The sequence below is a fragment of the Peribacillus sp. NJ4 genome, from assembly GCF_030348345.1.
Lineage (GTDB): Bacteria > Bacillota > Bacilli > Bacillales > DSM-1321 > Peribacillus.
The window spans coordinates 3939083-3960643 of the sequence record NZ_JAUCFQ010000001.1; the positions used below are offsets into that span (position 1 = coordinate 3939083).

General features: G+C 40.3%; 24 protein-coding genes and 1 pseudogene. 7 read left to right on the forward strand and 18 right to left on the reverse strand.

Features of this window, described 5'->3' with window-relative positions:
* Positions 1-84: 84 nt before the first annotated feature.
* From cbpB to QUF94_RS19570, 3 genes are all read right to left on the reverse strand, one after another.
* Positions 85-522: a cyclic-di-AMP-binding protein CbpB gene (gene cbpB / locus QUF94_RS19560; RefSeq protein WP_289317297.1), complete on the reverse strand. Its 438-nt coding sequence runs from the start codon at positions 520-522 to the stop codon at positions 85-87.
* A gap of 122 nt (positions 523-644) precedes the next feature.
* Entirely contained in the window at positions 645-791 is a 147-nt protein-coding gene (locus QUF94_RS19565; RefSeq protein WP_089362373.1) for a hypothetical protein, read from the reverse strand.
* A gap of 122 nt (positions 792-913) precedes the next feature.
* A complete protein-coding gene (locus QUF94_RS19570; RefSeq protein ID WP_034314086.1) occupies positions 914-1153 on the reverse strand; it encodes a YkuJ family protein in 240 nt (79 codons plus the stop codon).
* 183 nt (positions 1154-1336) lie between these two features.
* Between QUF94_RS19570 and QUF94_RS19575 the strand changes: the two genes are divergently transcribed.
* On the forward strand, positions 1337-2296 hold the full coding sequence (locus tag QUF94_RS19575) for an MBL fold metallo-hydrolase (RefSeq protein WP_289317298.1): 960 nt from the start codon (positions 1337-1339) through the stop codon (positions 2294-2296).
* A gap of 93 nt (positions 2297-2389) precedes the next feature.
* Positions 2390-2623 (forward strand): glutaredoxin family protein, encoded by a 234-nt coding sequence (locus QUF94_RS19580; protein ID WP_034314090.1) that lies wholly within the window; start codon positions 2390-2392, stop codon positions 2621-2623.
* Positions 2624-2718: 95 nt separating this feature from the next.
* On the opposite strand, the gene QUF94_RS19585 is transcribed toward QUF94_RS19580, so the two are convergent.
* From QUF94_RS19585 to QUF94_RS19600, 4 genes are all read right to left on the reverse strand, one after another.
* Entirely contained in the window at positions 2719-3198 is a 480-nt protein-coding gene (locus QUF94_RS19585) for a DUF3993 domain-containing protein (RefSeq protein WP_289317299.1), read from the reverse strand.
* Positions 3199-3379: 181 nt separating this feature from the next.
* Positions 3380-3607 (reverse strand): hypothetical protein, encoded by a 228-nt coding sequence (locus QUF94_RS19590; RefSeq protein ID WP_289317300.1) that lies wholly within the window; start codon positions 3605-3607, stop codon positions 3380-3382.
* A gap of 76 nt (positions 3608-3683) precedes the next feature.
* Positions 3684-4889, reverse strand: coding sequence for an EAL domain-containing protein (locus QUF94_RS19595; RefSeq protein ID WP_289317301.1), 1206 nt, complete (start codon positions 4887-4889; stop codon positions 3684-3686).
* 210 nt (positions 4890-5099) lie between these two features.
* The gene (locus tag QUF94_RS19600) at positions 5100-6956 is read right to left on the reverse strand and encodes an SLC13 family permease (protein WP_289317302.1); all 1857 of its coding nucleotides are present in this window, start codon (positions 6954-6956) and stop codon (positions 5100-5102) included.
* A 163-nt stretch (positions 6957-7119) separates the two neighbouring features.
* On the opposite strand from QUF94_RS19600, the gene QUF94_RS19605 reads away from it, so the two are divergent.
* Entirely contained in the window at positions 7120-7983 is an 864-nt protein-coding gene (locus QUF94_RS19605; protein ID WP_289317303.1) for a metallophosphoesterase, read from the forward strand.
* A gap of 153 nt (positions 7984-8136) precedes the next feature.
* Here QUF94_RS19605 and crcB read toward each other — a convergent pair whose 3' ends face one another.
* Both crcB and QUF94_RS19615 read right to left on the reverse strand, forming a co-directional pair.
* A complete protein-coding gene (gene crcB, locus QUF94_RS19610) occupies positions 8137-8508 on the reverse strand; it encodes a fluoride efflux transporter CrcB (protein WP_289317304.1) in 372 nt (123 codons plus the stop codon).
* On the reverse strand, positions 8505-8885 hold the full coding sequence (locus tag QUF94_RS19615; protein WP_289317305.1) for a fluoride efflux transporter FluC: 381 nt from the start codon (positions 8883-8885) through the stop codon (positions 8505-8507). Before QUF94_RS19615 ends, crcB begins: the two co-directional genes overlap by 4 nt.
* Positions 8886-9002: 117 nt before the next feature.
* Here QUF94_RS19615 and QUF94_RS19620 point away from each other — a divergent pair, with 117 nt between their 5' ends.
* Positions 9003-9365, forward strand: a complete 363-nt coding sequence (locus QUF94_RS19620; RefSeq protein WP_289317306.1) for a hypothetical protein — start codon at positions 9003-9005, stop codon at positions 9363-9365.
* Positions 9366-9652: 287 nt separating this feature from the next.
* Positions 9653-10159 (forward strand): YkyB family protein, encoded by a 507-nt coding sequence (locus QUF94_RS19625; protein ID WP_289317307.1) that lies wholly within the window; start codon positions 9653-9655, stop codon positions 10157-10159.
* Between the two features lie 62 nt (positions 10160-10221).
* Here QUF94_RS19625 and QUF94_RS19630 read toward each other — a convergent pair whose 3' ends face one another.
* Positions 10222-11127: a chemotaxis protein gene (locus tag QUF94_RS19630; protein ID WP_289317308.1), complete on the reverse strand. Its 906-nt coding sequence runs from the start codon at positions 11125-11127 to the stop codon at positions 10222-10224.
* Positions 11128-11718: 591 nt separating this feature from the next.
* Positions 11719-12693 (reverse strand): magnesium/cobalt transporter CorA, encoded by a 975-nt coding sequence (gene corA / locus QUF94_RS19635; protein ID WP_289317309.1) that lies wholly within the window; start codon positions 12691-12693, stop codon positions 11719-11721.
* 158 nt (positions 12694-12851) lie between these two features.
* Here corA and QUF94_RS19640 point away from each other — a divergent pair, with 158 nt between their 5' ends.
* A complete protein-coding gene (locus QUF94_RS19640) occupies positions 12852-13994 on the forward strand; it encodes an aminotransferase A (protein ID WP_289317310.1) in 1143 nt (380 codons plus the stop codon).
* 100 nt (positions 13995-14094) lie between these two features.
* On the opposite strand, the gene QUF94_RS19645 is transcribed toward QUF94_RS19640, so the two are convergent.
* The 7 genes and pseudogenes from QUF94_RS19645 to QUF94_RS19675 form a co-directional block, all read right to left on the reverse strand.
* A complete protein-coding gene (locus QUF94_RS19645) occupies positions 14095-14460 on the reverse strand; it encodes a hypothetical protein (RefSeq protein ID WP_061462238.1) in 366 nt (121 codons plus the stop codon).
* 65 nt (positions 14461-14525) lie between these two features.
* Positions 14526-15410: pseudogene (locus QUF94_RS19650) on the reverse strand (NAD(P)-dependent oxidoreductase); the annotation flags it as partial.
* Between the two features lie 21 nt (positions 15411-15431).
* Positions 15432-16217, reverse strand: coding sequence for an SDR family oxidoreductase (locus tag QUF94_RS19655; protein WP_289317311.1), 786 nt, complete (start codon positions 16215-16217; stop codon positions 15432-15434).
* Between the two features lie 322 nt (positions 16218-16539).
* A complete protein-coding gene (gene ptsP / locus QUF94_RS19660; RefSeq protein ID WP_289317312.1) occupies positions 16540-18258 on the reverse strand; it encodes a phosphoenolpyruvate--protein phosphotransferase in 1719 nt (572 codons plus the stop codon).
* Entirely contained in the window at positions 18258-18524 is a 267-nt protein-coding gene (locus tag QUF94_RS19665) for a phosphocarrier protein HPr (protein ID WP_230157562.1), read from the reverse strand. The genes ptsP and QUF94_RS19665 overlap by 1 nt, the downstream gene beginning before the upstream one ends.
* A 200-nt stretch (positions 18525-18724) precedes the next feature.
* The gene (locus QUF94_RS19670) at positions 18725-19510 is read right to left on the reverse strand and encodes an ABC transporter permease (RefSeq protein WP_289317313.1); all 786 of its coding nucleotides are present in this window, start codon (positions 19508-19510) and stop codon (positions 18725-18727) included.
* Entirely contained in the window at positions 19510-20139 is a 630-nt protein-coding gene (locus QUF94_RS19675) for an ABC transporter ATP-binding protein (protein WP_289318444.1), read from the reverse strand. The genes QUF94_RS19670 and QUF94_RS19675 overlap by 1 nt, the downstream gene beginning before the upstream one ends.
* Positions 20140-20326: 187 nt before the next feature.
* Here QUF94_RS19675 and QUF94_RS19680 point away from each other — a divergent pair, with 187 nt between their 5' ends.
* Positions 20327-21151: a thermonuclease family protein gene (locus QUF94_RS19680; RefSeq protein WP_289317314.1), complete on the forward strand. Its 825-nt coding sequence runs from the start codon at positions 20327-20329 to the stop codon at positions 21149-21151.
* Positions 21152-21561 lie beyond the last annotated feature (410 nt).

The window sequence follows — 21561 nt, forward strand, 5'->3', positions numbered from 1 at the left end:
CACCAGCTGGATCAAATATGTAAAAAAAAGAAAACCCGCCAATTGGCGAGTCTTAAAGTTACGATCAATTTCAGCCTTACATATTTATTCAGGTGCATTTTGTTTAAATACTTTTTTCAAGATTGCTCTTCTCGTTAAAATACCTTCAAATACATGATCATCATTCTCTACACAGACAAACGGATGATCAATCAACAATTCCACACCCTTAGTCAATGTATCTTCAATATGCAGGCGAGGTATTTCTATATTCATTATTTCAGAAACTTTTTTATTCTCAAGATTATCAAATTCAATTCGTTCCAGTCCCAAGATTGAATCAAGAATGACTGGTGTGCTAATTAAGCCATGCAATTTATACATCGGATCTAACACAGGAATGGCCGTATAACCGCTCTTTGTTAATACCAATAGTGCATGTTCTAAGTTATTGGTTACCTGCACGTGGGCCACGCGTTCAGAAGAAATCATTAAGTCTTTAACGCTGGATTCCAATAAATCCCCATCATGAGTACCGATCATGTTAAAACCCCTTACCATATGTTTTTATATACAGCTCTTTCTATAGTTTAACATATGTAAGCAGAAAAGGCTCATTCCCAGACCAATAAAATCCCAAACTGTGGGATTTTCGCAAGAGATCCTTAGCCCTTACTAGTTTTGATGTTAACCTGTTTAAAACCGCATTCCGGGCATTGATAAATCACATTTTGGTTGGATTGTGCCGTCAATACATTTTCCATTTCCCTTTCCTCACCGCATACTGGGCATATTACCATTGGATTTTTCATTTACATCCCTCCAATTAATAAGATGTCGTAAAAATCACTACTTCATTCAAAAAGTGAAAATTGAACGGCCTCATTTACAATAAAAAAGCCGCTTTCAAAGGAAGGCGGCTTTTTGTGATTTTTTAAGATTGAAGAAGATCAAAGATTTCAATGGTAATCATATCAATATTATCGAATTGATATTTTGATGACTTCCCTTTATCACTGTATACTTCAAGCTCGAACATTTCTGTTTTGCTGAAATATGTAACTTGGCACTTTTTCACACCATCTATTTCAAAAAAACGTTGAGCAGATTCAGATTCCTTCGCTTGCTCTTGAAGACTTTTCAATCTGGTAAGGATGCCCTGTAATTGAGACATACTCCCTCTCCTTTCTGAATAAAACCTTTTCGATAGGTTTCACTATACCATACTTTTCTATCCAGTAGCCACGCTGAAATAAATTCAGAATAATTTAAAACTTCATTCTTTACATGGAACTATTAACAGAATAAAATAAGGAATGGATTTTGTACATGAAAAATTTTCTGGGGGTAGATTCTATTGGGAAATATTAGTGAACTTGGTTATCGCATTTCATTGATTGATGGTTTTGATTTGAATAGAAAAAATCGTACAGGAACATATGTAATTGCCGATAAAGAAATCACTTTAGTCGAAACTTCCGCCAGCCCTTCCATCCCCCACTTAATGAAGGGGCTCGAAGATTTGGGAATCTCCCTCGAGGATATTACATATATCATTCTTACCCATATTCATTTGGACCATGCAGGTGGAGCCGGACTTTTTTTAGAGCATTGTCCGAATGCCAAAGTGATCGTCCATCCAAAAGGTGCACGGCATCTAGAAGACCCAACACGTTTGATCGCTGGGGCTAAAGCGGTCTATGGTGAAGAATTCGACGAGCTTTTCGATCCGATTTTACCTATACCATTTGATAGAATGCTTACTAAACATGATGGGGATTCCCTAAAAACAAGTGATAATTCCTCATTGACCTTTTATGACACCCCAGGACACGCAAACCATCATTTAAGCATTTTCGATTCCGTTTCAAAAGGCATGTTTTCAGGTGACACCGTAGGCATCTATTATCGTGAACTCGATGAAGAAGGTTTCGAATTTTACTTACCGTCAACATCACCAAACCAATTTAACCCAGATGCGATGCTTGCTGCAGCGGAATTGTACGAGAGCATCGGCGTCGAGCGTATATATTTTGGCCATTACGGGGTATCGGAAAATCCTAAGGAAGTATATAAACAACTTCATTACTGGCTGCCCAAATTTGTGGAGACTGCCAAATCGGCATATAGGGAATTTGCTAGCTTTGAGGAACAAGTGGCAGCAACCAGTAAAAATATTTTCACGGAAGTCGCGATTCATTTAGGCGAAAAAGGAATCACCACCGATCATCCTGTTTTTGAAATCATCGCCATGGACCTAAATGTTTGCTCCATGGGTTTGATAGACTATCTAGTAAAGCAGGAAAAGGATAGGTAGGAGGGTCCTTCAAGGTCTTTTCCTATTCAAATGTCTTGGCATTCTCTATAATGAAAAAGTAAACCCTACCTAAAGCATACATGGAGGAATGAAATGAAAGACGTTACGCTTTATACCCAACCTGATTGCCCTCCCTGCAAAATCATGAAAATGTTCTTTGATGATAATAATATCGTATACAAAGAAAAAGATATTAAAGCAGATGGACATGCACGTAAAGAACTAACGAATAAATACGGCGCCTATTCCACACCAACGGTCGTAATCGATGGGAAAGCCATCATTGGTTTTGAACTGGACGAAATAAAGAAAGAACTGAATATATAACAAAAAGTCTAGAGAAGCTTTTCCTCCTCTAGACTTTTTCATTTTAGTCTCCATACTTTTCAATTTTGAAATACTTTCTTTTAAAGTACCTTATTTCATTTTTTCACTTCATACTTTACGTCCATTACCTTCCAAACGTCATTTTCCCTTTTTAAAGTAACTGATTCAACATGTTTTCCCATAGATACAGGTCCGTCCCCTGTATCTTTGAATTCCTCCTGAACATAAATGAACTCGCCGTTTTTCCCATATACTATTTCCGTATTCTTATCGTAACTGAAAAATGGGATATAATAGGGAGCGAAGTCTGAACCGAATGCGGTATAACCGCCATCGACTTTCACTACATTCGATTTAACAAACTTCTCGATGAACTCACCTGTGAAATGTGTATCCAACTTCCCTTCAATCTCTTCCTTCGTACGAACTTCCTCACTGATCGAGCCTTGATTCTCTGCTGCAGCTCGTACTAAAGATAGTACTTCCTCTCTATGTAAGCCCTCCGCTGAAGCTGTGAACCCTCCTCCTAAAAATAAAAGGACACTGGCAAGACATGCAACTAAATATTTACTCATTCCAATCATCTCCTAGTAAAAGAATTTCTCCTAATGGTTCGGATTTCTGCCTATGTCTTTCAATACCCGTCCAGAACAAAGCCAAACTACAAAATCATATTATCCGCGAGATCTTGATGCTATTGCCTATTCTTCACAATAAAAAAGAAGATTTCATGATATTGAAATCTCCTTCTTACGATCATTGAAAAGCATAGTACAAAATAAAACCGGCAACCAAAATCGTTCCAACAAGAAGTGAAACGAATATCGGGTTCTTTAAATAAGGATGTTCTTTAACTGAATCATCGATAGTCGAATCATTTCTGGCCTTCACTTTCTGTGCCCTTGCTACAGAATAAGTATAAAAGAGCAGATATAACGCCATTACAGTAACGATCATGATTAGAATCCAGATGTACGTGCTCAAAATATGTCTCCTCCAAGCGCATCATTTCTGCTTATCGTTACACATTTTAAGCGATTGTATACATGAATCGTTTTACTTATAATAGGGCTTCATTTTCATATAAATAACTATACGAAAGATCAAAGAAAATGTATTCCTTATTATTCAGGGGATATGAAAAGGTCCGGATGGTTTCTCCCGTTTCGATATCACTGTATAAATCGGATAAAATCCCTTTTTTCTCATTACGCATCTTTACGATATTTTCGAGAAAATAAGGTCTCCAGCTCCAATTTTTATTCAAATAACTCGGTTGGACTACCCATTGCTTGTCCTTATGGAGGATATTGGGTGATTTTTGATACCCCTCTTCATCACAAATATAAAGCCGAAAACATATGGAATCCCATTTTTTCGCCAAAATACCGAGAAACTCTTCATGGGTGCCAACTCGCTTTTCCTGTTTTAAGAAATTTTGCATATTTTCGTTGAATTGCAAAGTCTTTTGATAAACGGCTTCAAGCTTCTTGGTCTCGAGTGAAATGAAGGACTGACATTCTTGATGGAACTTTTCACGAAGTAAATCTTTATTAATGAACTCGCCGTGCGGTTTCGCCAAAAAGTATCCTTGATAATATCGTCCCCCGTTCTTCCATGCGAAACGAAGTTGGTATTCGGACTCAATGTTCTCAAAAAGTAAATTGGCGCCGATTTTTCGTGCTAGCATGCTTAGAGAAAACAGGATGACCTGATAGGCATCTCCACCTGAAATGCGAAGCTGGTCCAGGTTAACTTTTAAAATATTCGGAGAAATCTGTGCGATTCGGTCTAATTGAGTATCTTGCCCTAAATGATCTAAAGCTATCTTAATCCCATATGTTTTAAAATAAGCAAGCACATGCTGCAAAGGATCGAAGTTTTCCGGACTGATCGTGTCTGATAATTCCAGCACGATCCGGTGCATTTCTTCTGGTTGGAAATGGCGATGTAAAATCTCCATGAATTCTTCGCCATGATCCAGCATAAGCAAATTAGGATCTCTGTTGATAAAGATAAGAAAATCTTCACCATAGTCTTTTATTCTCTCTAAGGCAATTTCAAGTACGTAATTATCCACTTCCACCCTATACTCTTCCGGAACTGCAGAATCGTGAAAAAAAGGGCCAAGGCTTTTATATTCCGCTTGTTCCTCATAGCGCCCTAGAATTTCATACCCGATTACCTGATGTTGATCTGCACTGAAAATCGGTTGAAAGAATGGTGTCACCTTGTCTAAATTCTTTAATATCTTTTCTGTATCCATGATGCATCTTCCCCCTAATTACGAAAACACCAATATGCCAAAATTATACCATTAGTTTCTAGCATTGATAATAAATAATTTTAATTCCTACTATATAACTCTTTTTTCAGCCAATTAAAATTCGCCGATCATTCCATCCTTTTGAATGAAACTGAATGATTCTCCATTGAAAAGGCATTGTCCATATATGGAACAATGCCTTATGCCTTATCAAAAAGGGAAGAACCATGGAATCGTGATCACCATGATAACGCCAATGAAAATCTGTATGGATATCCCGATCATGATAAAATCCTTATACTTGTAATCACCTGCTGTCATGACAAGCGCGTTGGTAGTGGCCACCCTTGGAGTGGATAGCGCTAAACTGCCAGCAACGGCAAGGCATAAAAACACAGGAAGAGGATCTATCCCTTGATTCACTGCAGATGTAAGGGCAATGGGCGTCATGATTACCGTCGCAGCTCCATAGGGGATGAATTGGCTTAGGATAAGTGTCAGGAGGTAAAAGACAGCTAATATGCCGTGTGCCCCGATATTACTGAATAAAACGGCAAGCCAATCACTTATCATCCTCACTCCACCGGTATTATCCAATGCAGCCGTTATTCCGAACATAGCGGCAATCAATAGTACAGGTTCCCAGTTAATCTTTTGGTAAGCATCCTCCATAGAACGGACACATCCAGTGATCACCATCAACAATGCTGCGGTCACTACCGATAGTACAGCTGGGATGGAATCGATTGATAAAAGAATGATCATCAATGCAGTGATTCCCAAGCTAATCCATGCCTTGCCCTTGGAGTTGACTGGAGAGCCATCTTCCGAAGTACTTCCAATAACGATGACATCCTGTAAATCAGTGGAAATCCGCTCAATGTTCTCCCATTCTCCATGAATCAGGATTGCATCTCCCGGTTTCAGTCGTTCCGTCCCGACATCCGCTTGAATATATTCACCGTTGCGATTGATTGCCAGCACATTACACTGGTATTTCTCACGAAAATGCACATCTATCAAGGTTTGATTTTCATAATCCGAATTGGGAACGATCAATATTTCCGTCAATCCAAACCTACTGCTAAGAAAATGTTTTTTAATTTGTTCGGTATTGAAATGTTTAAACTCCAGTTCATAGTTAAGTGCCAATCTCTCAACTGCTTCTTCTTCTCCAAACACCAAAATGATATCTTCAGGATGAAGAACCTCATCCGCTCTGGCTGAAATCGTCAGCTGCCTTTGCAACAGCGGCAATTGCTTATCCTTCGGCTTCCGTTGGATTTCAATCAAAGTCAATTCATACTGGATAGGAAGCTGAAGGTCCGACAGCCTTTCTCCAACAATATCGGAAGTAGCGGGTATATGCAGATAATGCAACCGGTCATATACTTTGTACATGCCGGCAAGCTCCCCTGCGGACAGTCCCTTTACACTATTGTTCGCGGCAATCGTTTTCTCAGGTAGCAAGAGGCGTCCAAGTGTCAACATGAAGAATAACCCTGCTGCAAAAGCGATCAAGCCCACAGGTGTAAAGTCAAAAAATGATAATGTTCCTATTCCGTTTTGCCTTAATACATCAGCAACAATCATATTGGATGGGGTACCGGTAAGTGTTAATAGCCCGCCAATACTGCTTGCATAGGCAAGGGGCAATAAATACCTTGTCGGACTTGTTTTTTGTTGTAAAGCCATGCTCATAACGAGAGGTAGTAGTATGGAAACAATTCCTGTTCCACTTAAAAATGCACTTAATATTCCAGCTGTCAGCATCACGATAAGCAGCGATTTCCATTCACTGCCCCCACATAAACCTAACAACTTATTTCCTGCCTTTTCCACTATTCCTGAATTTAACAGGCCGGCACCGACGATAAATAGCCCAGCCAGCATGATTACCACTTGATTCGCAAACCCGGCCACCAGTTCATCCAATGTAAGTATCCCCAGTAAACCCAGGATGGCTAGTGCACTAAGTGCAATTAAATCGGCGCGAAATTTCCCTTGTATAAAAAGCGCAATAGCGCATAGAAGTATAATCAGTGTAATAAACATTGGTTCGGTCATCATGTTACCTCCGTATAGATGTTCAATTTCAAACCGGATACGGTTTCATTAAACCCCAGTTTACATGTTTTTCATATGCGTACAGAAGATATTTTCTTCATTTTATGTATATTGTTTGTTAGTATTAGGAAGTAACATTTTTATATTAGATAGGTTGATTAATTTGAATAAACCCATATCCAGAAGAACATTTTTAAAGAAAAGCCTTGGTACATTGGCTACCGTAACCGGTTTAGGTATTGGCGGAAGCTATTATGCTCATAATCTGGAGCCGAAATGGTTAGAAATCAAGCATAATGTAATCAGCCATCCCCTTATTCCAAAAGGTTTTCATGGCATGAAAATGATCCAATTCAGTGATACGCATTTAGGCTTTCAATTTCAACTTAAAGATTTACAAGCAATTGTCAATAAGATAAACCAATTGGACCCGGATGTCATTTTATTTACCGGAGATTTAATGGACCAGCCTAATAAATACAAGGCCCAGCAGAAAATCCCTTCTGTATTGAATCAGCTCAAAGCGCCACTTGGAAAATTCAGCATCTACGGTAACCATGATCATGGGGGATATGGCTCAGAAATTTACAGCGATATCATGAAGAAATCACATTTTACCATGTTGCAAAATACCTCAACTAAGATTACCTTATTAACGGCTGAAGAAATATTCATTGCCGGGGTTGATGATGCCATGCTTGGAAAACCGGATTTTGAAAAAGCCCTTGCAGGCATCCCAGAAGAAGTGTTCACCATTATGCTTTCGCATGCCCCTGACCTTGCCGATACATCAAGGAATTACGACATCCAGTATCAAATAAGCGGTCACAGTCACGGAGGTCAAGTACAAATTCCCTTTGCAGGAGCCCTTGTAACTCCCCCCTACGCTGAAAAGTACCGAGAAGGCACGTATGAAATTGACTCGTTAACATTACATGTTAATAGAGGGCTTGGCACTACCCGGCTCCCATATCGTTTTCTTTCTCGTCCTGAGTTGACGGTTTACGAATTGCAGGCTAAAAAATGATAGTGTATAACACAGGTGAATTCCGCCAGACTCATTACCAAAACCTGTTCGACCAAAACAGCTTCTTACCTAAATCATCAGTAATGGATTCCTATGAATTATAGCATTAGAATTATATTTGAGAAAACCAGGTTTTTTTACCAGTAACGATCGTCATAAAGGCTTTGCCATACTTAAGTAGCCGCAAAGGAAAGTGCCGATACAACCTAATACCGACACCGTCATATAGATAAGGCTATCTATATAACGGTGTTTTCTTATAAGTTCGAGAGTTTCCATACTGAATGTAGAAAAGGTCGTAAAGGCTCCCAGGAAACCTATTATCAGGAAAACCTGCAAAGATAAAGCCCAGCTTTCTTTCTGTGGAAATACCATTCCTAAACCGAAAGAACCTATAAGGTTAATCAGTAAAATACTAAAGGGTATCGAGACTGCTGGCAATAGCCTATTAAAAATAATCTGCAAGACATATCTGGAGGCCGCTCCCAAAAAACCTCCTATAAAAACTGAAAGGACTTCAATCAAAGGGGCTCACCTCTCCGTCTATTAAAAAGGCCCAGTCCGAGGAAACCGGCAACCAAACCAAAGAAAAGCGTGGCCCCAAGATACAGTCCTGCAAAAGGCAGAGAAGTCTGCAGTAGATCCACCACTTCCTGGGAAAATGTGGACATCGTGGTGAAACCGCCGCAAAACCCGCTGCCCAGCGCTAAAAACCAAAATGATTTCTTTTTCGAGGCGAAATAGCCATTAATCATTCCAAGTAAAAAGCTGCCTACTATATTTATTAAGAGGGTTCCAAACGGAAAGAAGGAATGGCCAGTAGTCAAGATCACGCAATAACGTAATATCGCTCCCGCCGCTCCTCCAAAACCGACGGCAAAAATGCTTTTAAACCGTTCCATTACAGTCACCTCAAATTTTTCTCACAAGTAGATTCATTATAACAGATTAGGATGAAACAGGCTCCTTTCTAATAAAAATCCATACTATGTAAAGAATTAGAGAAAAGGAGGCTAATTATGCAAACACAGCATTATCCTTACTACCACTATCCTCAAACCATAATGCTACAGAACGAATACAGAAATGCATATGGGAATGAATATGGACCTGAATATTGGAATGACGAGCGCTTCTTTCCTTTCTTTCCTCTATTGGCGCCTGTAGCTTTTGTTGCAGGATTGGCAATTGGACCGTTGCTATTCAATAACCGTCCACCTGTCTATCCATATCCTCCTCCATACTTGCCAGCTTACCCTCCTTATCCGGCTTATCCTGCTTACCCTGCGTATCAAGGTTTTCAGGGCTACCCACAACAATTCGGCGCACAGGCACAGGCACAGGCTGGGGTATCTGAAAATATCAATATATACACTCAATAAGGATTGGACAGAAGGCGTCATTAAACGCCTTCTTTTTCTTATCCCAAAAGGCGCTCGATTGAATTTTACTTCCTTATATATTTTGAAGTGGTATAATATGAAAATGAATAGTTGGTAAAGTGTTGGGAAATGATTGTCATACCCTAGAGATGTACATGCATTATTATTTTACTATTTTCAGCCTAATTGGCACACACGTCTCTATTTCAACCAATATAAAAACAGGTTTTTATTGAAGGAGTTCTGTAACGTCCCTTCTAACCTTATTAAGAAAAGGAGTTCCCATAATGAACCAAACGAAAGGACATTCTGAAAGGGATGAGTTTTCGATCAACTCCCTTGCCCAAGCCGTGTTTATTGTTAATAAGCATGCAAAGACTGCGTTGGAGCCAAAGAATTTATATAATTTAAAGCGGCTCGCATTAAGCAAGCTTATGCAAGAAGGAAAAGCGAAGAAGATTGGACTTCATTTCTCCGATAACCCTCGCTTTGCAGCACAACAATCCGACGTAATCGTTGAATGCGGATCATATGTTTTTCATTTACCTCCCACTAAGGAAGATTTGAAAAAACTACCCCACCTCGGCAGCCGGGCAGCATCCATACGGAACCCTAAAGCGTCGTTGTCATTATCCAAGGCAAAACAAATCCTGCAATCTTACGTTGGACAAGCAGGTGAAAAACAACCGAACCCTACCAATACCGAGAAAAGGTCTTACGGGCGTGGGTCGGTTAAGCAACCTTTTCACAATCCATTCCCATCTTCCTTTTTAGGAAAAGGTTCCAAGTATTAAGTATTTATTTCGGATAAATCAAACGGGCCGTGAGGTAATGCCTCATCGGCCCGTTTTCACATTTATAATGCAATTCTATCTATCAAATTTATAAGCTCCGTAATTTCAGGTTTGCTGATTTGTGCGTCAGCCCCCACGACTTGACCTTTATGACGCAAGCTGTCCGTAATCAAAGAAGAGAAAATAATCACCGGCAATACTGCGAGTTCACCGCTTTCCTTTATTCTTCTAGTCAAATGATGACCATCCATTTGGGGCATCTCAATATCGGTAATCACCAGTTGCACTTCTTCTTCGACCACTTTTCCCGATGCAATCAAGTTCTCCAGATAATTGATTGCATCAAGTCCATTCTCATAAAACTCCAAGTACTTGAATCCAGCCTCTGACAATGTATCGTACAGCAGCTTTCTCAGTAATGGGGAATCTTCTGCAATCAGGATTTTCTTATCTGAGTTTTGCCTGTTACCAAGCTTTTTAACCTGCTGGATGTTTATCCCTGATTCCGGATTGATTTCGACCACTATTTTTTCAAAATCGAGTAACAGTAACATTTCGCTATTTAATTTTATTACTCCGATAATCTGACTTTCAAGGCCTTGGTACATATCCGACGGCTTTTCGATTTGAGACCAGGAAATACGATGGATCTGTGTTACCGTATGGACATGGAAGACCACTTTTTGCTGATTGAATTCAGCCACTATGAATTTATCCTGCTCAGGAGTTTCTGATGGCGGAAACCCTAAAGCATCCGCTACATTCACAACTGGCAGGACTTCACCGCGAAGCTCAATGATCCCCTCCACATTTTGATGGGAATGAGGTACAAGCGTGATGGGGACAGGATTAATGATTTCCTTCACCTTAATTACGTTAATGCCGAATTTATTCCTTCCGATGCCGAATTCCACTATTTCAAGCTCATTTGTTCCACTTTCAAGTAATATCCCTTTATTTGCTTCCAATTTTCATCTCGCCCTTCTCTTACATATACATTTTATAATTCCATCAATCATTTATCCGGGCAGGCAAGTCCTGCTCTTGGATACATAGACCTAACATGGTTTTATAAATGAACTCATACCTAATAATTCGGTTACTTATGTCTTTTGTTTAGAGCAAAGATAAAAAAAGAATCAAGAAGTGATTATCATCTATTCAAGCAAAACAAAAAAGGGACCCAAACTGGTCCCTTCGATCATTTTTCACTACTGCCGTTCCGGCAATCAAATCATGAAGGCCTGTTCTCCGGTGTAACCCCCGCGATTATATAACTGACATAAAAGCTGATAGGATCGTCGCAAAATAATGCCCTGTAGCCCTTCAAAACCCTATTCGTTCTCCATTTATATCGGTCACTTTACTAGTCAGGAGTATTTAGTTGACCCTTCCTTGCCATTGTAACCAAAGCCCAGCATACTCTTCTCTTTCCTATGGATTACCAATAGAGCCAGTACACCATTTCAACAAATCTCATATTCATAAATTTAGTATTTCGCAAAATAAAGTCTCAAATGATACCGGTATCATTAAAGCAGCAAGTCAGTTAGTTGTTTTCAGCTCTTTCGTGACCTTTTCCTTGGAGTGAGCCAACCTTTTTTAACAAAGAATAAAAACATCATCAAAGCAATTCCGCCCATCATTCCAAGGACGAGGTAATAGCCATAGTGCCAATTCAATTCCGGCATGTATTCAAAATTCATCCCATATACGCCTACTATGAAGGTCAGCGGCATGAAAATTGTAGTGATTACAGTCAATGTCATCATCGTTGAATTCATATTATTAGAGTTCACCGACAAATAACTATCCCGGATATCGGAGGAGAAATCTCGGTAAGATTCCAGCATTTCAGTTAATTTAAGAAGATGATCGTACACATCAGTAAAATACAGGTGCTGATCTTTTAAGTAATTCAGACGCTCGGATGAAATCATCCTGTATAATAAATCACGCATCGGTAAAATGGTCCGACGGAGCCTGGACATATCCGTTCGTAAATCGAATAGCTGATCCATCAATTCGTTTATCGTTTCATTTTCAGTATTGTCCTCAATGCTCCCCAATTCGCTTTCCATTTTATACACAGGAGGGAAAAATTCATCGACGATCCTGTCAATTATCCTGTGCATCAAGAAAAAGGGACCTTGCTTCAACATTTTATTTCCAGGAATTTCTTCCCACACCTTTTCAAGTTCAAGCATTTCTTCCTTATGAAAAGTGACAATCCATTTTTCACCAACAAACATATCCAATTCAACTGCTCTAAATACCTTCTGCCTGAGAGCATGAATCACAAGAAATTGGTAGTCCTCATAAAAATCCATTTTGGGACGTTGGTTAAAATCATCCAGGCAGTCTTCAATTGCCAGCGGATGAAAGTGAAAATGATTGGATAAAAGTTCGATCTCCTTGTTTGTGGGGTTGGAAAAATCCACCCAATACCACTCGATATCCGTATTATCCATTTCTGATAGCGGCAAACCAAAACTGACTTCTTGGTTAGAAGTAATTGCGCAAGTCCTTATCATATGTATCAACCCTCAAATTTTTCTTATCATTCATTATACCTTTAATTCATTAATCTCAAAAAGTATTTCTCCCCCATCCAAACTAAATGATAAAATAGAATGAATCCGTCAAACATAGTACATAATCTCATGAAGTATGAAAAGGGAGGATATTCATAGTGGAACATTTAATAAACCCTCTAGTAAAAGAAGTTCAAATATCAGGGATCCGTAAATTCTACAATATGGTCGCTGAAATCGAAGGCACCATTTCCTTAACGATAGGACAGCCTGACTTTCCAACTCCAATGCATATTAAAGAAGCGGCAAAACAAGCCATCGATAATGATTATACCGTTTATACTCACAATGCCGGCTATCAGGAATTAAGGGAAGCTGCTTCTGAATATGTAAAGGATAAATACAAGCTTAGTTATGATCCATCGAATGAAGTTATAGTGACCTCGGGTGCAAGTGAAGGCATTGACATTACCTTTCGAACGATCCTCATCCCAGGGAACGAAGTAATATTACCAGGGCCGGTCTATCCAGGATACGAACCCATCATCAAAATGTGCGGTGCAAACCCGATTTATGCCGATACAACAAAAAATGGATTTCGTTTGACTGCAGATATAATTGAAAAGTACATAACTGATCAAACTCGTTGCATCGTCCTGCCATATCCATCGAATCCGACTGGGGTTACGTTGTCTTCCAAAGAATTATTGGACATTGCCGAACTGGTAAGGGGCAAGGACATCTTTATATTGGCGGATGAAATATACAGTGAACTTGTATTCGATCAGGAACATGTATCGATTGCCACGTTCTTAAAAGAACAAACCATCGTCCTGAACGGTTTGTCCAAGTCCCATTCCATGACCGGGTGGAGAATTGGCCTTCTGTTTGCGCCTGCAGCCGTGTCTCAGCATATCCTGAAGGTCCATCAATACAATGTGACTTGCGCCTCCTCCATATCGCAGAGAGCTGCCTTGGCTGCCTTGACCGCAGGTAAAGATGATGCCATTCCCATGAAGACAGAGTATGCACGGAGACGTGAATACGTATACAGTCGTTTACAAGCGATGAAACTGGAAATAATCAAACCAAATGGTGCTTTTTATTTCTTTATAAAGCTTCCGAAAGGCTACACCACCTCCCTCGACTTTTGCCTCAAGCTTGTTAAACAGGAAAAAGTGGCAGTAGTCCCTGGAGATGCTTTCTCTCCACTTGGCGAAGGGTACTTTAGGATATCCTATGCCTATTCAATGGAAACACTTGAAAAGGCTTTGGACCGTATAGAAGCATTTTTAGCTTGATTGAACCGGACAAAAAAGTGGCCTTCAATAAAACGATTGAAGGCCACTTTCCTATTCTCAAAGATTTCAGCTACTGATTGTATTACACCATGTCGGACAACTAATACAATCTCCGTAAAAAACGAATTTCCCGATATCCCTCTTCCTTATTCGTCGTGGTAAGGCTCACTTCAACGATGGACCCAAGTAAATCAGCCATCACTTCTTCAAATTCCTTTGCGGAGCGCGGCTTTGAAAGACCTAAACTTTTCAATTCGCGCATCAGGATCTGGAAGCCGGCATTCGTTTCGATATGACTGAATTTCACCGGCAAGATTAGCGGACTTTCATTCATTAATTTCAGATCCCAACGAATGGGCTTTGTTTGATGAATGGTTTTCTCGCGTTTATACCCTTCAATCCTGACAATATATCGACCATCTTCTAATTCCTGGAATTTCATATTGATATCATCGAATTCGCCCATAACGATCACTCCTTTTTGTAAAGGCTGTCGCTATCAGCTTATTCATGAAAAAGATATGCTAGCACTTAATTATAGTGTTTATATAATGCCTGGGTACCGCTATTTTCCTCGCCAGCTTCTGCCAGCCCCTCATATAGGGATTTGCTCAGGCTTAACCCCGGAGCCTCCATTCCCATCCTTTCAGCTTCATCAAGTGCAATTTTCATATCCTTAATAAAATGCTTGATATAAAAACCTGGTTCAAAATCCCCTTTGACCATTCGCGGCACAAGATTGGACAGTGACCAGCTTCCGGCAGAACCCGAAGATATGCTTTTCAGAACCTGGTCCGGATCCAACCCCGCCTTTTTGGCATAAGAAATTGCTTCAGTTACTCCGATCATGTTAGATGCAATGGCAATTTGATTGCACATTTTCGTATGCTGGCCTGACCCAGCAGGACCTTGGTGGACAACATTACTGCCCAGGGTATCAAAAATGTGCCGGACCGCTTCAAACGCCTCACTATCGCCGCCAACCATTATCGTAAGCTTCGCATCACGAGCACCGATATCCCCTCCAGAAACCGGTGCATCCAATGATTCCATTCCTCTTTTTTTGGCTTCCTCTGCTATTCTCACGGCCAAGGATGGTGTGGAGGTAGTCATATCGATTAAATGGGCTCCTTTTTTCCCATTCTTGATAAGACCATTTTCCCCAAGATAAATTTCTTCCACATCGCTAGGATATCCTACCATTGAAATGATCACATTAGCCTTCTGTGCGATTTCCTTAGGTTCAGATGCCCACTTTGCACCCTGTGAGAGAAGTTCACTTGCCTTTGCTTCCGTCCTTGTATAAACGAATACCTCAAATCCTGCCTTAAGTAAATTGGCCGCCATACTTTTTCCCATAACTCCCAAACCTATGAATCCGATCACATCGTTCGATTGCGTCACTGCAAATTCCTCCCAATCATTTTGTTTAAAACCTTAAATGGACTTTATCATTCCTCCATCAACTAAATAGGACTGGCCAGTTAAATATGTATTAGCGCCTGAAACAAGGAAAGTAACGAACTTGGCAAATTCCTCGGGTTCCCCATAACGGCCAAGTGGGATTTTATTGATGGATTGTTCAGTGACCTTCTCAGGTGTGACGCCTTGTTTTTCTGCATTCATTTTATCAAGGTGCTGAACGCGGTCTGTTGCGATCCTTCCAGGACCAACTGTATTGACCAAAATCCGGTCTGGAGCTAACTCGGAAGCTAACGTCTTTGACAACCCCACGATTGCAGTTCGGAATGTATTCGATAATATCAATCCAGGAATCGGCTCCTTAATGGATGAAGATGCAATATTTACGATTTTTCCGCCCTGTTTTTTTAGATGCGGCAAGCTCTCACGAATCGTCCTTATGAAGCTTAGTAAATTAAGTTCGAAAGATTGTTGCCATTCTTCATCATTGAAATCTGTAAATGATCCCCCTGGGGGCCCACCGGCGTTATTAATAAGAATGTCGATACCGCCCAACTCTTCAACAGTTTTCCCAACCAAGCTTTTAATATCTTCAGCCTTTGTTATATCCGTTACCATATAAGCCACTTTACCAGCCCCAAGCTGTGATAATTCCCTTTGCACGGCGGCTAGCTTTTCACCATCACGGCTGGCTAGCATGACATTTGCTCCTTCTTTTACCAATTCTGCTGCCATCGCCTTTCCCAAACCTTGGCTTGAAGCTAAAATCAAAGCATTTTTCTTTTCCAAATGTAATTCCATAAAATATCATATCCTCCATTTCGTAAAATAAAATAATAATTCCATTATATCGTCATAATCGAAATGTGAAAAATCTGAATAATCATTCTCTGGTTTTTTTTATTCCCTGTAGTTAAACTCAAAAAAATTGCCGGTTGGATAAACCAACCGGCGACAAAGGGGGAAATGAGAATGTCAGCTGCCCTAATAGAGCCAAACTACTGTGCTTGCTTTTTATTTACCCCCATTTTGTTGCAATAAACATTCTTTATCAAAATGTTAAGAATAAATTACAGGAAAGCACCCCAACCGAAGGGGATGGGGTGCCGTTTATATCATTTATTTATTGCTTCAAAGCGTTAACTACTGCTTCTTTCACATTATCATTCGTATCCAGCACTAAAACTTCCTGAGATAGTTTTTTCATCTCTTCAAGCGAAAGTTGGCTGATTAAGGAACGTGCTTTTAAAATGGAAGTGGCACTCATTGAGAATTCATCAAGGCCCATTCCGATTAAGATCGGGATAGCCACTTCATCTCCAGCCATCTCACCGCACATCCCGGCCCATTTCCCTTCTTTATGAGCTGCATCTATAACCATTTTAACAAGGCGTAAAATCGCTGGATTATATGGTTGGTATAAATAAGATACTCTCTCATTCATTCGGTCAGCGGCCATCGTATACTGAATCAAGTCATTAGTGCCTATGCTGAAGAAATCGACTTCCTTAGCAAATATATCAGCCATCACTGCAGTTGAAGGGATTTCAACCATAATTCCGACCTCAATTTTTTCGGCAACTTGAACACCATTATCAAGCAATTCCTGTCTAACTTCAGCCAAGACGGCTTTTGCTTCGCGGAATTCAGCTAATGTTGCAATCATCGGGAACATGATTTTCAAATCACCGTAAATGCTTGCACGAAGCAGGGCACGGAGCTGGGTCCGGAAAATCTCCTGCTCATTTAAGCAGAGGCGAATCGCACGGTAACCAAGGAAAGGATTCATTTCCTTAGGAAGCTCTAGATAAGGTAACTCCTTGTCTCCGCCTATGTCAAGCGTTCTGACGACTACAGGCTTTCCTGACATTCCTTCCAGCACCGCTTTGTATGCCTCGAACTGTTCTTCTTCACTCGGGAAGTCATTTCTGCCCATATAAAGAAATTCCGTACGGTATAACCCGATGCCTTCACCGCCATTTTGATGAACGCCCTCTAGATCTTTCGGCGTACCGATATTGGCAGCCAATTCCACATGATGACCATCTTTTGTAACCGTTTGTTCATGAACCAGTTTCGCCCACTCAGCCTTTTGCAATGCATATGCTTCCTGTTCCTCTTCGTAGCGTTTCACGAGTTCAGGAGTAGGATTGATGTGCACTTCACCCTTTAAGCCATCAATAATGACCAAGTCACCATTTTCAATGGATGAGGTTACTGACTTTGCTCCAACGACTGCTGGAATTTCCAATGAACGCGCCATTATGGCTGAATGGGATGTACGTCCACCGATATCGGTCGTAAATCCTTTGACGTAAGCCGGATTCAATTGTGCCGTATCGGAAGGAGTCAAATCCTCCGCAATGATGATCACTTCTTCAGCAATCATGCTTGGATTTGGAATATGAACACCTAAAAGATGTGACAACACCCGTTTCGTAACGTCACGGATATCCGCTGCACGTTCCTTCATGTATTCATTATCCATTTGTTCAAACATAGTAATGAACATGCTTGCGGTTTCATTTAAGGAAAACTCAGCGTTGACGTTTTCCGATTGTATTTTATCCTGAATTGGAGTGATAAGTTCCGGATCAGCCAAAACAAGCAGGTGTGCGTCAAAAATAGCGGCTTTATCGGCCCCTAAGTCCTTTTCGGCTTTTTCCCTGATTATCTCCAATTCAACTGTTGACTTTTGAATAGCTTCCTTAAAACGGGATATTTCCGCCCCGACATCTTCTATGCTTCTTTTTTCAATCGATAAATCTGGCTCAGTCAGTCGATAGGCTTTAGCGATGGCTATTCCGTTTGAAGCTGCTATTCCACTAATCAAAGTGGACATTATTCTGCTAATCCTTCTCTATTCAACGTTTCAGCAAGTGTGTTCAGTGCATCATTTTCATCGCTTCCTTCAGCAGTAATCGTAATCTCTGCCCCTTTGCCAATACCTAGTGACATTACACCCATAATGGATTTAAGGTTCACTTTTTTCTCTTTATAAGCAAGGTTTATTTCTGAATCGAATTTTCCGGCAGCTTGTACCAGCAATGTAGCCGGCCGAGCATGTATTCCTGTTTCTGCAGTTACTGTAAATGTTTTTTCCACCATATAAATCAATCTCCTTTAGATAAATTAACAAAATAAGTTATGTAAGGGGTGTTCTCTAACCAATCAGTAAAGAAATGCCCTTTTCCTTATCAGAATAGCATTATCATCCCCAACAAACAAACCATAACTATCTGGTACCTAAAAAATAGTACAAAAATATAGATAGAACTGCAACCATTACTTTTCAGATTCTTCAATTATTAAATGGAAAGCTGTGCATTTTTGGTAAAAAAAGCTCTGAAACTAAGCATAATGAAAAGGACGACCGTTAATGAAACACTCCCGAGAATTCCGATAATTATGGCAATCTGGTATTCAATTGCGATGAGTGGGCTTATTCCCGACAGGATTTGCCCTGTCATCATTCCTGGAAGGAAAATAATTCCCATCCCGAGCATATTGTTCAAAGTCGGGAGGACTGCCGAGTCGAATGCAGCATCCACATATTTCTTCACAGCCCTTGCAGGAGTCGCTCCAAGCATCAACATCGCTTCTACTTTTTCACGATTACTGCTAATCCCATCATGGAGGTTTTTAAGCGCTAATGTCACACCAGTCATTGCATTCCCCACGATCATCCCTGCTATTGGAATGAAATACCTTGGCTCATACCATGGCGTGAAATGGATCACGACCACATTAAAATAAAACAAGGCAGCCATGGGACCTGACAACATACTTAGGATGACCATCCTTTTAATTTTCTTATTGAGCGTATAGGGCACTTGCTTAAAAATATTATGGATGGAGAACAAAGCCATTGCACATAGAAATCCTAAAGAAAGTAAAGGGTGGGGATTTTCAAAGATATATGTCAAAACGTATCCGGCAAGAATGAGTTGGACCGTCATCCGTACCGTAGCGAGCATGATTTGCTTTTCCCGTGAAATCCCTCGCCATTTAACGATAATGAGCAGTACTACAACAAAGATATAGGCTGCACAAAGTCGCCAGAACTCAATATCTATTATCCCATTACCCTCCATTAATAGTCACCCTCCTTGGCCTTTTTCAGAACGATCATCTTTTCAGCACATATGTCCGCAAGCTGTTTTGAATGGGTAATCATGATGACCGTTCCTTTTTCCCGCTTTACTTCGTCTAAAAAACGGCTCATGACCCTTAGCTCGGTTTCCTCATCGAGAGCTGAAGTCGGTTCATCCAGTAAATACACTTCTGGTCTCAATAAAAGTAATCTCGCTAGTGCCAGCCTTTGTTTCTCCCCTCCAGAAAGATTCTCCGCCCCCTCATCTAAAGACTTCTGCAATTGTACGGTTTCAAGTGCTTTCACCAATTCGGCTTTATCCTTTTTTTCCCGTTCTGTCAATTCCAGGCCCAGCTGGAGATTTTCTTCAATCGTTCCCGGAAAAGTGAACGGTGTCTGAGAAAGCATTGTGACTCTACGTCGGAGCTCTATCGGGTTGAAATTATCCAGCAACTGATCTTGATAATAGATCGAACCGCTATCCGGGTCATCCATCCTGTTCAATAATCGTAGCAGTGATGTTTTTCCTGCTCCGCTTTCCCCTGTCAAGCAAGTAACCATGCCATCGGATATTTTCAAATCATCAATATGCAGGATGCCTTTATACCTAATTTTTTCAAGCCTAAACATCATTTATCACGCCTGCCTCCCTTACTCCACCTTATCATTATAAGAAACTATCATGATATGGGGTAGCGATGCATATGAAAATTTTAATGTTATTTCATTTTCTTTCGCTTTTTTATAGGTTAGTATTATTCCTGCCGAATATATCCATGATGGACATGGAAAACACCTTTAAAATGGAGGACTTATCATGAACAGAAATTCCTTTTTACATTCTTATCTGCCTGTTTTTCTCCTGACTGCCATATGTCTGATCACTTTGACTGGCTGTCAGGCCGCATCAGATAACTTGATCAATGAATCGAAACAGGAAGATTCAATGTCCAATGAAGATATTCAATCCAGCACGAATTCTTCCAAAGAAGAGAAAGGCAGGACATTCACAGCCGAGATCGTCAGGGTTGTCGATGGAGATACAGTAAAAATCAAAATGCCAAATGGAAATGAAGAAACGGTCAGGCTCCTTTTGGTAGATACCCCAGAAACCGTGCACCCCTCCAAGCCCGTTCAGCCTTTTGGACCTGAAGCAAGCAAGTTCACCAAGGATTTAATGCCTGAGGGCTCTAAAGTGGAAGTAGAAACCGGCATTGGTGAAAGAGATAAATATGGCCGGCTGCTGGCCTATTTTTATGTTGATGGAAAAATGGTGAATAAACTACTGCTTGAAAAAGGACTGGCCAGGGTAGCCTATGTTTATGCACCGAACACTAAATATCTTGATGAATTGGAAGATATGCAGAAACAAGCCCAAAAAGAAGAAATCGGGATTTGGTCAATTGAAAACTATGCAACCTCAAATGGATTTGATGATTCGAAGTCCGGAGAAGAATCAGAGAAAAAAACCACTGTCAATTCATCTTGCAATAACCCAGAAATTAAAGGGAATATAAACTCTAAAGGCAATAAAATATATCACATTCCTTCGGGCCAATATTACGAAATAACTAAACCGGAAGAAATGTTTTGTACCGAACAAGACGCACAGGAAGCTGGATTCCGAAAATCGCAGAGTTAAAAAAACAATGGTTTTATCAACATCCCCACATTGGATCACAATCATAAGTGTTTAGGGGGATACATATTGAAATACAAAAGGAATGAAGCATTTTGTTTCAGCTTTTCTCCCCCACTTCCTCTTTTTTCATCTTGAGCTACATGTGAAAGTGGACTTTGAGCTATTGCTGATGTTTAAAATAAATGATGATTCATTGAATTGCGATAAATCTATCGAAAAAAGAATGAGTGTATGGTTTCGGCACATCCAATATTCGGATGTGTCTTTCATTTATTCAAACCCATATTCAAAAGTACTCTCCAAACTTCTGAATCTTCCTTTCCCTTTCAATAAGTTTCTGGTTCAGCGCCTGAAAACCAACGTGTTTTCCTTACATTTCTCACTTATGCCCTTTCGCTATAACCGAACGA

Bases quoted from the DNA above. Each gene is read 5' to 3' on its own strand.
- cbpB (WP_289317297.1), bottom strand. From the start codon at position 522: ATGATCGGTACTCATGATGGGGATTTATTGGAATCCAGCGTTAAAGAC.
- QUF94_RS19565 (WP_089362373.1), bottom strand. From the start codon at position 791: ATGAAAAATCCAATGGTAATATGCCCAGTATGCGGTGAGGAAAGGGAA.
- QUF94_RS19570 (WP_034314086.1), bottom strand. From the start codon at position 1,153: ATGTCTCAATTACAGGGCATCCTTACCAGATTGAAAAGTCTTCAAGAG.
- QUF94_RS19580 (WP_034314090.1), top strand. From the start codon at position 2,390: ATGAAAGACGTTACGCTTTATACCCAACCTGATTGCCCTCCCTGCAAA.
- QUF94_RS19585 (WP_289317299.1), bottom strand. From the start codon at position 3,198: ATGAGTAAATATTTAGTTGCATGTCTTGCCAGTGTCCTTTTATTTTTA.
- QUF94_RS19595 (WP_289317301.1), bottom strand. From the start codon at position 4,889: ATGGATACAGAAAAGATATTAAAGAATTTAGACAAGGTGACACCATTC.
- QUF94_RS19600 (WP_289317302.1), bottom strand. From the start codon at position 6,956: ATGACCGAACCAATGTTTATTACACTGATTATACTTCTATGCGCTATT.
- QUF94_RS19615 (WP_289317305.1), bottom strand. From the start codon at position 8,885: ATGGAACGGTTTAAAAGCATTTTTGCCGTCGGTTTTGGAGGAGCGGCG.
- QUF94_RS19620 (WP_289317306.1), top strand. From the start codon at position 9,003: ATGCAAACACAGCATTATCCTTACTACCACTATCCTCAAACCATAATG.
- QUF94_RS19625 (WP_289317307.1), top strand. From the start codon at position 9,653: ATGAACCAAACGAAAGGACATTCTGAAAGGGATGAGTTTTCGATCAAC.
- corA (WP_289317309.1), bottom strand. From the start codon at position 12,693: ATGATAAGGACTTGCGCAATTACTTCTAACCAAGAAGTCAGTTTTGGT.
- QUF94_RS19645 (WP_061462238.1), bottom strand. From the start codon at position 14,460: ATGGGCGAATTCGATGATATCAATATGAAATTCCAGGAATTAGAAGAT.
- QUF94_RS19655 (WP_289317311.1), bottom strand. From the start codon at position 16,217: ATGGAATTACATTTGGAAAAGAAAAATGCTTTGATTTTAGCTTCAAGC.
- ptsP (WP_289317312.1), bottom strand. From the start codon at position 18,258: ATGTCCACTTTGATTAGTGGAATAGCAGCTTCAAACGGAATAGCCATC.
- QUF94_RS19665 (WP_230157562.1), bottom strand. From the start codon at position 18,524: ATGGTGGAAAAAACATTTACAGTAACTGCAGAAACAGGAATACATGCT.
- QUF94_RS19670 (WP_289317313.1), bottom strand. From the start codon at position 19,510: ATGGAGGGTAATGGGATAATAGATATTGAGTTCTGGCGACTTTGTGCA.
- QUF94_RS19675 (WP_289318444.1), bottom strand. From the start codon at position 20,139: ATGTTTAGGCTTGAAAAAATTAGGTATAAAGGCATCCTGCATATTGAT.
- QUF94_RS19680 (WP_289317314.1), top strand. From the start codon at position 20,327: ATGAACAGAAATTCCTTTTTACATTCTTATCTGCCTGTTTTTCTCCTG.